Source organism: Streptomyces sp. NPDC048254, from assembly GCF_043201895.1.
GTDB lineage: Bacteria > Actinomycetota > Actinomycetes > Streptomycetales > Streptomycetaceae > Streptomyces.
Window position 1 is genome coordinate 35,410 of the sequence record NZ_JBICZJ010000034.1, and the last position, 13,498, is coordinate 48,907.

Sequence of the window (13,498 nt, forward strand, 5' to 3'; positions counted from 1 at the left end):
GCCCGGCGGCCCCAGCCGATGACCTTGGCGAAGCCCGTGCTGCCGACCCGCACGACCTTGCTGATCGAGACCGCCGGGCAGGCAGCGGGCACACCGTCCGCGGCCCGGCGGTAGCCCTCTGATGCCTGCTGAAGCCGCCAGCGACCTCGACGAGCGGATGCTGCTGCACGACGTGGCCGACCGGCTCAACTCCATCGCCGACCAGCTCCCGCTGCCCGACCAGATCCGCGCAGACCCGGTGCTCAGTGACCTCCTGGACGACGAAGTCCGCCACCTGGCCCGTCTGCTGGGCTACCTGGCCGGCCAGCACGCCGTGCGCCACCGGGCTGCCGACCGCTACCCCCACCAGGTCACGGCCGCCCAGCGCCGCCTCGCCGGCGGACTCGCCCGCGCGGCCGAGCCTGCCGGTGCCGCGCTCGCCTCGCTCGGTGCCGCCGTCCACCTGCTCGGCACTCTCGCCGACCTCAGCCACCAAGCGCCGACACCCGGCCGGGCCCGTGCGGTGACCACCGGCCACCGGCATCTCGCCGACCGCATCGCGCAAACCCGAACGCATCTCGCCGACGCCGCGAAGCACCTGCGGACCGCCGCCGACACCCGGCCCCCGCCCCCTGCCGCGCCACCTGCGCCTGCGGCATCCGCGGTCCCCACCCGAACCCACTGACCGTACGCACCCGGAGCACCGCATCCCCCAGCACACCCTCGCCCGCCGCACCACGGCCGTGCTCGCCGCCACCATCACGGCCGCTCTCACCGCCACCGCCTGCACCACCAGCAGCAACGCCAGCACCACGGTCAAGACCGCCCCCAGCGCTTCGCCCTCCCCGACTGCCCTGCCGGCTTTGACGAAGAAGGAGGCCCTGGCCCAGATCGCCCACTACTCGAAGATCAACAACGAGGCGAACAAACACCGCGACCGGGCACTCCTGGACACGGTCGAGGACGGGCCGCTCTACGCGATGTCGGTGGCCGACTACAAGGAAAACGAGGGTCTGCCCCAGGCCGACCGCGAGCCGTACAAGCCGTGGTCCTACGACCTCGCCGCCACCGACGTCTACATCCCCCGTTTCCGCGCCGGCCAGCAGCGGTGGTTCGCCGCCGTCACCCGCAGCGGCAAGAAGAAGCAGTACGTCCGGGTGATGGTCCTTGCCCAGCAGGCCACAACGAAGCGGTGGGAGATGGTCGCCGCGATCGACCTCGACGACCCGAAGAAGCTCCCGAAGGTCTCCCTCGACGCCGACGGCTACGCCACCGCCCTGGACGCCACCTCCAGCAAGGACGTCGTCACGCCGGTCACCACCTTGCGTACAGCCGTCGGCGACAACTTCGCCACGGGCGGCGAGCTGAGCGGAAGGAAGGTCTTCACCTCTTCGGAGGCGACCGCCCGGCAGATCAAGGCAGTCGAAAGGCACCGCCAAGACGACCGCAACCCGAGCGCGAAAAGCTCATGCAAGGTGACCGTCAACCTTCTAGGCTGCCGCGTAGCTCGCACGGAACAGCTCCTGGGCGCGCTCCATATCCCTCGGGGTGCGCAGCTGCAGCTCCAGGTCGCCCGTTCCGTGGTGGCCGAGCCCCGTCACATCCCGAGTGAAGCCGGGAACGAGGTCAACATCCCTCGGATCGGCCTTGAGGTAGACGAGGAGCTTGGTCTTCTGCGGCGGGCAGACGCAGGCGAAGTTCCGCAGGCGCTGATACGCGCGGTATTGCTTGCGCTGCACCCAGCTGACGCCGTCCCCGAGGCCGAGCAAGACCTCGTCGACCCCCTCCGCCAGCTCTGCCAGCGTCCCGCTCTGCCCGCAGGAAGGCGGCAGCCCGGCCGCGCGCCGGCGAACCCGCTTCGCGGCCGGCAGCCGCCCGGTGACAGAAGCTACGGTCTCAAGACCAAGGAGGTCCTCGCCGAAGAATCGGTAGCGGACCAGGTCGATGCTGCGCCGGTGCTCGCGTACGGCGTGCACGTCGTAGCGGGTGAAGTCGCCGGCAACGCAGATCAGCCTGGGCGCACTCCACAGCACCTGGGCTGCGGTCGTGACCCCGAGCCGGTCGCGGACCAGGTGCTGGAACTCTGCCTTGTGGTCCATCAGCCACGCCATGTAGTAGAGGCCCTGATGGATCACGCCGGCGTCGGTGCCACGCTTGAACTCAATTTTACCGACCGCAGGAGCTCGTGAACCGGCTCTGAACTGCGACGACTCGTAGAATACATGTCCGCGACGGGGAGTTGGGGCCGTTGCTGTAACTCGCCGGGGACTTCCCATGGGATGGCCCGTCGATCGGGACGGTGGACGGGTTTTAGTAGGTCGGTGGGACGAACTCGGGCTGGTCGAGCAGGCGCATCCAGCTTCCGTCAGGCTGGCGCCGGACGACCTGCGCCCGGGCGCCGGCCCCGTCCTTCGGTGGGGTCGAGGTGAGGGCGATGTCGCCGCTGACCAGCGTCGGCAGTGGTTGTTCCGGCTCGAAGCGGGGGCGGTTGGCCAGCGCCTTCTCCCATAGTGCACGGATCGCTTCCCGGCCCACCGTCTGGTCGCCGGGCGGGTAGGCCATCACTGCATCCTCTTCGTAGAGTGCGGCGATCCCGGCCGCGTCACCTGCGTTGGATCGTTCGACGAACAAGCGGGTGATGTCTTCGGGTCGCATGGCCTTCTCGTATTCCGGCATGGGTTCCTCCTGACGTCGGGCTGTGGTGCTTCCTAGCGTGGTTGGCCACTGGCCAGAAGTCCAACAGATGGGTCTACTGGAAGCTAGAATTTCCAGTCATGGAGCTGAGACAGCTGGAATACTTCGTTGCGGTCGCTGAAGAACAGAACTTCACCCGGGCGGCCGAGCGGGTGCACATCAGCCAGTCCGGCGTCAGTGCTCAGATCCGCCAGTTGGAACGTGAACTCGGTACCGAGCTGTTTGACCGGTCGGCGCGCACTGCCACCCTTACTGTCGCGGGAAAGGCTGCGCTCGAACACGCCCGCGCAGCGCTCGCCGCGGCTGGGGCGGTTGGCCAGGCGGTGGGTGATGTCACCGACCTGATCCGGGGGCAGCTCACGGTTGGGATGGTCATCGGCTGCACTCTCACGCCGCTGTTTGACGCACTCTCCGTGTTCCACCGGGCGCATCCCGGGGTGGCGATCTCACTGTTGGAGGACAATTCCGACCGCCTCGTCGAGGGGGTGCGCGCCGGCACCGTCGACCTGGCTCTTATCGGGACCGCAGCTGCCACCCCCGACGGGCTGGAGGCGCTGACGATCATCAGTGAGCGGCTCGTCGCAGCGGTGCCGGCCGGGCACCCTTTGGCGAAACAGCGGCGGGTCACTCTGCGCGAACTGGTCACCTATCCGATCGTATGCATGCCACCCGGCACCGGCCTGCGCTCAGTATTCGACCGTGCTTGCGCCGCACAGAGCCTCCAACCCGCGATCGCGTTGCAAGCCAGCGCCGCGGATGCCATTGCCGACCTCGCCGTTCGCGGACTCGGCGTCGCCATCCTCAGCGACTCGATGGCCGCGAGCTATCGCGACCGAATCATCGCCCGCACCATCGACGACGTGGAAACACCCGCCCTGCTGTCCCTGATCTGGAAGAGCACGCACAGCCCTGCGGTGCGTGAGTTGCTCGTGCACAGCCGACAAGCATTCACCAAGCCCGGCCCTGGGTAGCAGGCAAACCCTTCAAGATCCGATTTGGGTTTACTTGTGCCGCGCCGAGACGCGCTGGGGAGTGGTCAGCGGGAGAGGATCACATTGTTGATCCCGGGTCTGCGACACGGGCTTCGAGGTCGGCGACGCGGCGATCTTGGAAGCGGAGGTTGGAGCGGGCAGCCTTCAGCCGCTCGTCGAGGGTGCGGTTGTCGGCGGTGAGCTGGCGGACTCGCTGCTTGAGGGTGGTGTTCTCGGTGGTGATCCGCTGGACGGCTTCCTGGTTCCATTCAGCTTCCAAGTCACGTATCTGCCCGAGGAGTTCGCCGATCCGGGTGCGTTGGGCGAGGATCTCGGTGTGGGCGGCCTTGAGTGCGTCCTCGGCGTTCAGCGCTCGTTCGCGCCAGGTCGCCTCGCGCTCGTCGTCCTGCTCAGCAAGCATGCGGGATTGGCGTTCACCAGCCTGAGCCGTCGCTGCGGCGACCGCGGACCTGGCCTCGGCGTTGTCGTAGAGGAAGGTGCGTGAGACGTCCGCTCGGCGGGCGACGGCGGCGACACTGATCTGGGCTTTCTCGCGTCGGATCCGGGTGATGGCCTGGTGGACGCGCTCAAGGGCGGCTTCGGACTTGCGTCGGCGGGCGGCCAGGGCCGCCGCGGTGCGGCATTCGGGAACGGTAGCGGTGTTCATGCGGCTTCCTCTTCGGGGTCGTCGTCGGTTGTGCACGTATCGCTGTACTCGTCCGGCTCGTCGCTGCCCGCGTCGGCGAGGTCGAGGGCGCGGAAAGCGGTCGACCACACGCGGTGGAAGTAGTCCTGGGGTTTGCGCAAGTCCAGGGCGAGGGCGTCGTCGAGGAGACCGAGGCCGGCCAGGGCCTTCTCCAGGCCGTCGATGGCGCGGGCGGTGGGTTCGAAGTAGCGGTGGAGGTACTCGGCGGTGGCGTCGTCGGGGGCGCCCTCGGCCAGCAGCCGCCACTGTTCGCGTTTGCGCCGCCAGTAGAGGAGGTCGGCGCCGGACAGAACGAACTTGTCGCAGTTGTGGCAGTCGAGGCTGAAGGGGCAGGCGCCGCCGTCGACGACGGGCTGGAATGTGCAGAAGCCGCCCTCGGCGGGGGTGCTGCGGCGGGCGAGGTCGATGGCGAGGGCCTGGGCCTGTTCGCGGGTGAGCGGGTTGGTGTCGCTGGTGAGGAGTTCGCCGGGGTGGGCGGTGCCGGGCCCGCTGACCCAGACGTGCTGGAGGACGTTGTCCAGGTCGGCGTTGGTCAGGTGGACGTAGTGCTCGGCCATGCGGTCGGAGACCTGGCCGAGGTAGCGGCGGATGTGGGTCAGGGTCGCGCCGTGCCGCAGCAGCCGGGTGGCCAGCGTGTGCCGGGCCTGGTGGGCAACGTAGTGACCGCCGAGGTCGAGGTCGGCGAGCCAGCTGCGGAATCCTGTGTGGAACCACGTGTAGGACAGGGCGCGGCGGCCGTCGGGGTTGAGGATGTCGGTGGGGAACAGCGCCAAGTGAGCGCGCTCGGCGGGAGTGGGTGGGCGGCCGGCGTGCCGGTCGGCAAACCGGGACAGGGTCTTGCGGCGGCGTTCTTCGAGCCGGTCCAGAAGCGGGTCGGGGATGCGGACGGCCGCGTTCAGGTTGCCGACCTTGGTCTGGTCGTGCCAGAGCAGGGGCAGCCCGCCGTAGCGGCCGACGCAGTCCAGGCGGAGCTGGATGACCTCGCTGGCGCGCCGACCGGTGACGATGATGGTCTCCCACATGTCCCTCAGGCCGCGGTCGTGCGGGTCGTAGCCGCCGGCGAGCTGTTGCAGGTTGGCCTCGTCCGCAAGCGCCCGGGCGACTTCGTCGGGGAAGGGGTTGCGGCTGCGGGGCGTGCCTGGGCCGCCGACCGGCATGGCGGCGATGAAGGCGCGGTCCAGGCCGATTCTCTCGGCGCTGCCGCGGTCCAGCGCGCCGCGCAGCAGGGCCCTGCCGTAGTTGAACACCAGCCGACGCGAGTTCTCGGTGACCTTCGCCTTTTTGCCGTCCATGCGGGCCTGGCCGCGGAAGGCCAGGCCGAGGCGTTCGCGGTTGCGCAGGTCCGCGACGAAGCGGTGAATGTGCTCGCCGTGCAGCGCCGTGGGGTCGTGGCCTCCGCCGGGCGCCTCGGCCTCGAGAAACGCGGACAGTTCGGCGCCGGCGCGGCGTACGAAGTCCACCGGCTGGGCGCTGCGCGGGCAGGTGGGTGAGCGCAGCACGTCGGCGATGTGGTCCCACAAGAGGTCGCGCAGCCACCGCTGGGAGATGCAGGTCAGGTCGACGTAGCTGGAGCGGTGCGGGAAGCGCACCCCGAAGTGCTCGGTCTCGATGTAGCCGGCGTCCCGGGTGTCGGAGGGGGTGAAGTAGACCTTCCGCAGGGCCTGTTGCATCTCCTGGACCATGCGCTGGTGGTAGGCGCGGCGGAAGACGGATGCATCCAGGCCGGCCAGGGATTCCACGTCGCGGCGCTGGCACTCGTCCGCGAGGGACTGCACCCACGTCAGGTGCCACACGGCAACGGGCTGCAGGCCGTGGACATACATGCCCCACTGCAGCTCCGCCCGCAGCAGGGGCCGCAGCCCGCGCAGGTTGACCGTTCCGGTGCGATGCACCGGCAGCTGTGCGCGGCACCAGGCGCGGAAGGCGACCTCGTCCTCGCAGGTCACTGGGACAGGGCGATCACGGCGCTCGTAGGTGGCGAAGAAGTTCTTCGGCAGCTTCGCCCCGCCCGGGCGCCCGGCCCGGATGTAGCCGCGCTCGTGCGCGCCACACAGCCCCAGCGGCGAGGCGGCCAGTTCGTCGCACACATCCGCGCGGCACTCCCCATAGCCCGGCAGCGACGGCTGGTCGGCCAGCCACCGCTCGAACTCCACCTCACGCCCGCTCGCGCCGGGATGCCGCTTGAGGTGGCTCAGCCACCGGTTGCGATGCCGGAAGCAGAGCACCAGCTGCAGGCTGAACGCCGGACGCTGCGGGCAGATCCGGCACATCATCGCCTCTGGCGTCTCAGTGGCCAGCAGCGGCTGCGCGCTCCCAAGGAACTGAGCCCGGCTCACGCCGCGCGCCTCCGCCTCCTGCCACTGCTCGGCATGCACCGAGCACATCGCGTAGCGCCGCCAGCGGGGCCGCGCGCAGTCGACGACCGTGCAGCTCCACGGATAGACCGGGTGCAGCGGAGGGATCTTCAGCACCCCGCCGCGCAGCGCCGGGTCGAACTCGGGCCCATTGATCAGCGCGGTGAGCACCTCCAGCCGGTCCCGCAGCCTGCGGGCATCCTGCGGCGGCAGCAGCGACGGCGCCGTCACTTCGTCTCACCCCAGACCGTGCGCAGGGCGGCGTCGAAGACCGGGTCGTGGACGTCGACGTGTCCGTAGACCTCATCCACCATCGCGGCCGAGGCCCAGCCGCCGGCGTCCCGGGCGATCAACGGGTTGCCGTCGGCGGCGTCGAGAACCGCGGACGTGAACGAGTGCCGGAAGGCGTGAGGTTTCACGACCCCGAGTCCGGCGCGCTTCCCGGCCCGGCCGAGCATCCGCCGGGCCCCGACCGGCGCCCACGGCTGTCCCGTATCGGCGCCGTGCAGCTGGACCAGGAGCATGCCGTGCCCAGCCCCGTCCGGGTACTCGGTGGTGACGTACTCGAAGTAGGTGTGCACCATCGCCGGGCTGACCCGCTTGATCAACCCGCCGGTAACGATGCCGTGTTCGACCCGCCAGGGGTGCTTGGTCTTGGCCTCGGCCCGGTTCGCATTACCGGGCCGGTGGCAGACGTGCAGGTGAGGGGCGCGGCACTCGCCGCAGGCCGCGTTCTCGCGCAGGTGCAGGTCGATCAGGTGCAGCCCGCAGAGCTCGCCGATGCGAAGCCCGCCGTCGGCGAGCCAGGTGACAACCAGCCGGTCCCGGGCGGCGTTCACCGTCTCCAGCAGCCTCTCCCGAGCGCCGTCCGGGAGCATTTTCGGGTGTCGGCGGTACGGCCCCTTCGGCGCCAGTGGGTTGGTGGGCAGCGACGACTTCACGTGCCCGAGGAACGAACGGCGCCGGTCCACCCGCGACGGCAGCCGCGACATGTCGAGCTTCTTGCCGAGTTCGCCGTTGATGCCCAGGGAGGACTGCTGCAGGTAGAAGCCCTTCAGACAAGCCGCCGCGGTCGACAACGCGGAGCGGCCGTAGGGACGCTTGCCGACCCGCCAGGGCTCGCCGAGCGGTAAGCGGACCTCGGCGCCGACCATGCCCATGTACCGTTCCAGGTCCCGCAGTTGGACTGCGGCGAAGGCCAGGCACTCCCGCTCCAGCCACCGCAGATGGTCCACCAGTAGATAGGCGTACGTCCTCTGTGTGCCCGAACCATCATGGAGACGCAGGAACCGGTCCGCCTCTGCATGGACCGTCCCCTCGGGCCACACGATCGTCCACGACCGCCGCCCGTCCTTCCGCTCGATCTGCTGGACCCGCAAGTCCCCGATCACCACGTGCCGTGCCACTCGTCCTCCGTACCGACTCCAGAACATGACAGACGTCCCGGACACGGTCGGTAAACAAGCCTGGGACGTGCTGGTCACAGTCCCAGACGGACATCACGGGCAGGACTACCTGCGGTCGGTAAACTCCACGACCACCGGTGCCCCGTTCTCATCGAGGCCCAGAGAGTCGATTCGGCCGCCGTGGACCGGGCCAGTGCTGTACTCGCTGGCCAGGAACCGGACCCCGAGCAGCTTCTCCATGTTGCCCTCGACGATGCTCTGCACATCGGCCTCGGCATCAGCAAGACGCGGCGCGACCTCCGTCACGCCGCCTTTCGTGTTGTATAGCTTCAGGTCCGGCACCGCCCCTCCCGTGCAGCCAGTGTGCCCGACACTCAACAGCAGGGGCTGTCGAATTTATTTCCGGGTACTCCGCAGGCTGGTCCAGAGGATCCCCGGGACAATACAATCGAGGCAAGCAGGTCAGAATAGGACATTTCTAGATCGCGGGACATACGCGGGACGGCGCGGCTGACATTCCATCAGATTGCCCGCTGACCTGCGAAAACGTCTGGGAACTGTCTCCGGAGCCGTGTGCGCAGGTTCGAATCCTGCCGGGGCACTCCGGGAAAGGCTCCTGACCCGCAGAAATACAGGTCGGGAGTTTTTGCGTTCACGCCAAAAGGCACACGGTCTTTTGACCGTTGCTCGTTTTCGACCCCGTAGCGCCCCGAACGACCTGGCCAGCCCTCTCTGTTGATGGATTTCCGCAGGTCAAAGCCACTTCGCGAGGCGCTCGGCAGCCATACTGACGACAAAGTTCCGACTCTGGCACGGATCTGGAAAGAAACGTAATCTTCGCGCCCAGAACCGCTTCCGACCTGCCTGAATGCGGCTGACGCCACACGGAAGCGTAAGCGGTCTGGTGGGTCGTTGCTCTTTTGTGCCCGGAGGCACGAACCGCCGACTCCGCGGCATGCATGGCACTTGGGACCATGTTGGTCCGAAATAGCCGTATGCCCGACAAACAGTGTTTATGTCGTCGGAATCCCGTCGGCCAAGCTCATCCCGGTTCTTCAAGCCACACAGTGTCCGAGTGTCTGCCGTCAGGACACACCACGCCCGTTTCTCTCAAGGACCTGTGCCACCACCGTCCGTGCATTCTCACCGCCCACCAGGCTGCGGCGCACAGGGCTCCCCCACCAGGGCCCAGTACGAGCCGACCTCTGGGGCGGCCAAGCGGGGAAGATCGACCGCGGTCATGGACGGCTTGGCGTGTGTTCTCGGAACTACCGAGGGCCCTTCTTTGCGGGCTTCTTCTCCGCTGTCTTCTTCGCCGGCCCGGCGGGCGCCGCATCGGTGGGTGAAGGATTCGGCGCCGCAGCCGCGGAGGTGGTGGGTGTGGGTGTCGGCGTCCGCTCGGGCGTCGGGGTGGTGGCGCTGGGATGCGATGCCTAATGGTTGGACGTTCCGCTCTGGCCAGAGTTGAGGGTGATGCCGACGATGGCCGCCGTTCCGAACAGCGCCGCGCCCGCGACACCGGTCAGCGCCGAGCAGTTCGTAGAGTTCGCAAGCAGTTCGACGAGGTCATGTGGCGCTTCGGCACCGACGGTTCCTGGCGGAACATGCCCGACCGGTACGGCGCCTGGCAGACGGTCCACCACCGCTTCCGGCAGTGGGCCCTGGCCGGCACCTTCCAGACCCTGATGGCGGCGAAGGTCATGGACCCACGCCGCCTGTCGACGTTGGGCAGGGCCGCGAGCACGGAGCTGGAGATCAGGAACCCGGCAGAGGGGTGATCCGCGTCTGCCGACGCGAGCGGTGCGGATCCCCGTTGCACCGACACACCCCTCCACCACCGCCCGGCGACCGCCGGGAGACTACGAGGCCCACAGGAGAACGCGGCCTCTGGTCCCGCCGCGCGGGCTGGAGACCAGCGCAGCGGGACTACATGGAGCCATCCCGCGCCGGGCGCTGGACAGGCCTGACGGACGGGCCGCACGGCAGCCCTGAAGGCAGGACGAGGAGGAGCATGGACTCTTCACGATCTCGCAGGCTTCCTGCGACGCCATCAAACGCTCCGTCGGAGCCAGTCAACTTCTAGCCCCTCGTGTGACGGTGAGCCCTGCCCCAGGCAGCTCAGGGCAAAGGGCGGATCAGCGTCGGCGGGACACGTACCGGCCACTACTCGATCAGCATGAAACAGCAAGCGCCCCGCCAGGCCGAAGCCTGACGGGGCGCTTGTGCGAGACTGTGACCGCCGGTAGCAGCGGGTCAGCGACCGGATCCTCTGGCATCCGAGCCGATCAGGTCAAGAACCGACAAGTTGGCGAAGCACGTACTGAGACCTGCTTCGATTGCCGTTCTTGACCCTATTCACCGTCACCGTTTGACCTCACTCTCGACCAACCACACAAAACGACTGGTCAGAGGCGTGCCGAGGGATACAAACAGGCATTAACCCACAGTGGTGAAGCACCTCAGTTCACATGCTTCGGTTGCGGTACTTGAGATCGCCACCTCCCCTGAAATCCGACGTTGCGATCGACCCGGGATCCGAGCCGAGCTTCCGCGCTCGGCACCGGCTTCGTCGGTCATGGGTGGACATGGCAGCGCAGGCGAAGACCACTCGTCCTGAGCGAAACCGACGCGTTCGGCTGACGAGTCGAGAGCGGCTCGTACCTGAGGAAGGAGGCAACTGTCGGGTTCATCAGCTGCAGCAGGCGACACAGCCGAGAGCAATGCTCAGTACCTGTGGATCGGGCTTGGGTTGGTGCGCGAAGGGCGTACCTTCCCGAGTGATCGATCGACTGGTATCGAGTAGGCCGGCGTTGCACCGTCGGTCGGGAAGGCACGCCCGTGCTCAGCGTAGTCAACGAAGATGGCACCACGCCGAACGGCTCCCTGATCGACGAGATCGTCCGCGAGGGCGCCCGGCGGATGCTCGCCGCCGCGCTGGAGGCCGAAGTCAACACCTACATAGCCGAGTTGGCCGATCAACGGGACGGATCCGGGCGCCGCCTAGTGGTCCGCAACGGCCACCACCAGGCGAGGTCGGTCACCACCGCCGCGGGAGCGGTCGAGGTCAAGGCCCCACGGGTCAACGACAAACGCATCGACGAGCAGACGGGCGAGCGCAAGCGGTTCTCCTCGGCGATCCTGCCGCCCTGGTGCCGGAAGTCGCCGAAGATCAGCGAGGTGCTGCCCCTGCTCTATCTTCACGGCCTGTCCTCGGGTGACTTCGTGCCCGCGCTGGAGCAGTTCCTCGGCTCGAACGCCGGGCTGTCGTCGGCCACCGTGACACGGCTGACCGCGCAGTGGCAGGCCGACCACCAGGCGTTCGGCGAACGGGATCTGTCGGCCACGGACTACGCCTACGTATGGGCCGACGGCATCCACCTGCGCATCCGTCTGGCCGAGGCGAAGTCGTGCGTGTTGGTGCTGATGGGCGTGCGCGCGGACGGCACCAAGGAACTGATCGCAATGGCCGACGGCTACCGCGAGTCCACCGAGTCGTGGGCGAACCTACTGCGGGACGCCGCCCGGCGCGGGATGCGCGCCCCCGTCCTGGCGGTCGGCGACGGAGCCCTGGGCTTCTGGAAGGCCCTGGCAGAGGTCTTCCCCGAAACCCGTCATCAGCGGTGCTGGGTTCACAAAACCGCGAATGCCCTGGACGCCCTGCCGAAGTCGGCCCAGCCCGCCGCCAAGCGCGCGATCCAGGAGATCTACAACGCCGAGGACAAGGACCACGCGGTCAAGGCCGTCGCCACGTTCGCCAAGCAGTACGGGGCGAAGTACCCCAAGGTCGTGAAGCGGATCACGGACGACGAAGCAGAGCTGCTGGCGTTCTTCGACTTCCCCGCCGAGCACTGGATCCACCTGCGGACCACGAACCCCATCGAGTCGACCTTCGCCACGGTCCGCCTGCGCACGAAGGTCACCAAGGGCGCCGGCAGCGCGGCCGCCGCACTGGCGATGGTCTTCAAGCTCGTCGAGTCCGCCCAGGCCCGCTGGCGAGCAGTGAACGCACCCCACCTCGTCGCCCTCGTCCGCGCCGGAGCCCGCTTCGAACGCGGCCACCTCGTCGAACGCCCCGGCGAAGGTCCCGTCCCCACAGCCGCTTGATCCTCTTGCTGGAGCGAAACCATGAACGACATCGCCGGGAATGGCGTCGGCTTCACCGCATCCATCAACAGCCAGGAATGGCACGTTGCGTGGTATCCCCCTCCTGACCCGCCGTCGGGTACGCCACACGGCGCGGAGGCGGTGTGCGTCGCCGGCGATCGGATTGTCGTGGTCAGCGAAGACAGACAGCGGTGGGGCCTGCCCGCCGGTCGCCCCGAGCGACAGGAGCAGTGGGTCGACACGATGCGCCGCGAGGTCCGTGAGGAAGCCTGCGCCGAGGTGCTCGATTGCCGGCTCCTCGGGTTCAGCCGTGGCGTCTGCGTGCGAGGTCCGCAGGAAGGGCTGGTGCTGATCCGGTCGATGTGGCGAGCCGAGGTGCGTCTGGCTCCGTGGGTCCCACGCTTCGAGATGGCCCACCGCCGTCTCCTGCCGGCGGAGGAGGCGTTCCAGTTCCTGACCATCCCCAACGGCCTTGGCCCCTTCTACCGCCGACTGTTCGCCGAAGCCGCCATCTCCCGCCCCAACATCCACGACCTCTGACCACCAGATCACCCATGCGACAAACGCACTAAAAGATCGTGATCCACAGGTCTTGACTATTCCTCGACAGCCGAGAACAGCAGCGATGTACCACGGTCAGTTCGACACTCGGCACGCACGACCGTGAGCGTAGAGCACGCCGACAATCAGAGCGCCTCGCGAACACGATGGCCGCGCCACCCGGCCTCTCCGGTCGTACTCGAGGACCTCCGGAAGGCGGGAGCCGCCAAGGCCCAGGGCGCGCCTCCTCTGTCACAGGCGCAAGTCGACCGGATCGTCGCCATCCTGCGCCGGGCAGGCTCTCAGGCCGGTGCACGCCGTGGACGCGGAGCGCCACACCGGACGGCTGGAGGCCGTGGAGCGGTACTCGGCACCGGCGGCACGGGGTGCGGTCACGCTCCTCTCGCGTTCGCGCTCACCCAGTGCCGCAGCGCGAGCCCGCTGGTCTGATCCTCCCTGATCGCGACCGAGACGGGCTACTGGAGGCGGAGCGGCAACGAGTGAGCGTCCCCGCCTGAGGCGGACCTGCTCGACCGACGCGATGGCCGCCGTCGTCCCGGCGGCCATCCGGGTGGCGCCCGAACGGGGCGAGAGGGTGTGTCCGGTGTGACGAAGGCCGTGGAAGCGGAAGCCGTCCGGGAGGCCGAGACCGCGCGGGCCTGACGCCACTTCCGGCCGAAGGAGGTGCTGCGGAAGCGAGTGCCCTTCTCGCCGACGAAGACTGCTCAGGAGGCCCCGTCCGGA

Annotated in this window: 10 protein-coding genes and 2 pseudogenes; 5 read left to right on the forward strand and 7 right to left on the reverse strand. The window is 68.3% G+C overall.

Annotation, left to right across the window (positions count from 1 at the left end):
* Positions 1-121 precede the first annotated feature (121 nt).
* Positions 122-664 (forward strand): hypothetical protein, encoded by a 543-nt coding sequence (locus ACGFZQ_RS49850; RefSeq protein WP_393846137.1) that lies wholly within the window; start codon positions 122-124, stop codon positions 662-664.
* A gap of 805 nt (positions 665-1,469) precedes the next feature.
* On the opposite strand, the pseudogene ACGFZQ_RS49855 reads toward ACGFZQ_RS49850, so the two are convergent.
* Together ACGFZQ_RS49855 and ACGFZQ_RS49860 are read right to left on the reverse strand one after the other, a co-directional pair.
* Positions 1,470-2,144: pseudogene (locus ACGFZQ_RS49855) on the reverse strand (DUF5655 domain-containing protein); the annotation flags it as partial.
* A gap of 145 nt (positions 2,145-2,289) precedes the next feature.
* Positions 2,290-2,655, reverse strand: coding sequence for a YybH family protein (locus tag ACGFZQ_RS49860; protein WP_393846138.1), 366 nt, complete (start codon positions 2,653-2,655; stop codon positions 2,290-2,292).
* A 98-nt stretch (positions 2,656-2,753) separates the two neighbouring features.
* Here ACGFZQ_RS49860 and ACGFZQ_RS49865 point away from each other — a divergent pair, with 98 nt between their 5' ends.
* Entirely contained in the window at positions 2,754-3,644 is an 891-nt protein-coding gene (locus ACGFZQ_RS49865) for a LysR family transcriptional regulator (protein WP_393846139.1), read from the forward strand.
* Positions 3,645-3,723: 79 nt separating this feature from the next.
* Here ACGFZQ_RS49865 and ACGFZQ_RS49870 read toward each other — a convergent pair whose 3' ends face one another.
* The 4 genes from ACGFZQ_RS49870 to ACGFZQ_RS49885 form a co-directional block, all read right to left on the reverse strand.
* On the reverse strand, positions 3,724-4,311 hold the full coding sequence (locus tag ACGFZQ_RS49870; protein ID WP_393846140.1) for a DUF6262 family protein: 588 nt from the start codon (positions 4,309-4,311) through the stop codon (positions 3,724-3,726).
* Positions 4,308-6,935 (reverse strand): tyrosine-type recombinase/integrase, encoded by a 2,628-nt coding sequence (locus ACGFZQ_RS49875; RefSeq protein WP_393846141.1) that lies wholly within the window; start codon positions 6,933-6,935, stop codon positions 4,308-4,310. Before ACGFZQ_RS49875 ends, ACGFZQ_RS49870 begins: the two co-directional genes overlap by 4 nt.
* A complete protein-coding gene (locus ACGFZQ_RS49880; RefSeq protein ID WP_393846142.1) occupies positions 6,932-8,110 on the reverse strand; it encodes a tyrosine-type recombinase/integrase in 1,179 nt (392 codons plus the stop codon). Before ACGFZQ_RS49880 ends, ACGFZQ_RS49875 begins: the two co-directional genes overlap by 4 nt.
* 105 nt (positions 8,111-8,215) lie before the next feature.
* Positions 8,216-8,452 carry a hypothetical protein gene (locus ACGFZQ_RS49885; RefSeq protein ID WP_393846143.1) on the reverse strand — a complete coding sequence of 79 codons (237 nt, stop codon included), beginning with the start codon at positions 8,450-8,452 and terminating at the stop codon, positions 8,216-8,218.
* A gap of 1,094 nt (positions 8,453-9,546) precedes the next feature.
* Between ACGFZQ_RS49885 and ACGFZQ_RS49890 the strand changes: the two genes are divergently transcribed.
* The 3 genes from ACGFZQ_RS49890 to ACGFZQ_RS49900 all read left to right on the forward strand — a co-directional run bounded on the left by ACGFZQ_RS49890 (position 9,547) and on the right by ACGFZQ_RS49900 (position 12,754).
* Positions 9,547-9,888: a transposase gene (locus tag ACGFZQ_RS49890; protein ID WP_393846144.1), complete on the forward strand. Its 342-nt coding sequence runs from the start codon at positions 9,547-9,549 to the stop codon at positions 9,886-9,888.
* A gap of 1,060 nt (positions 9,889-10,948) precedes the next feature.
* On the forward strand, positions 10,949-12,214 hold the full coding sequence (locus ACGFZQ_RS49895) for an IS256 family transposase (RefSeq protein ID WP_393846145.1): 1,266 nt from the start codon (positions 10,949-10,951) through the stop codon (positions 12,212-12,214).
* Positions 12,215-12,235: 21 nt separating this feature from the next.
* Complete coding sequence (locus ACGFZQ_RS49900; RefSeq protein ID WP_393846146.1) at positions 12,236-12,754, forward strand: NUDIX domain-containing protein; 519 nt, start codon at positions 12,236-12,238, stop codon at positions 12,752-12,754.
* A 570-nt stretch (positions 12,755-13,324) separates the two neighbouring features.
* Here ACGFZQ_RS49900 and ACGFZQ_RS49905 read toward each other — a convergent pair.
* Positions 13,325-13,476: pseudogene (locus tag ACGFZQ_RS49905) on the reverse strand (site-specific integrase); the annotation flags it as partial.
* Positions 13,477-13,498: the final 22 nt, after the last annotated feature.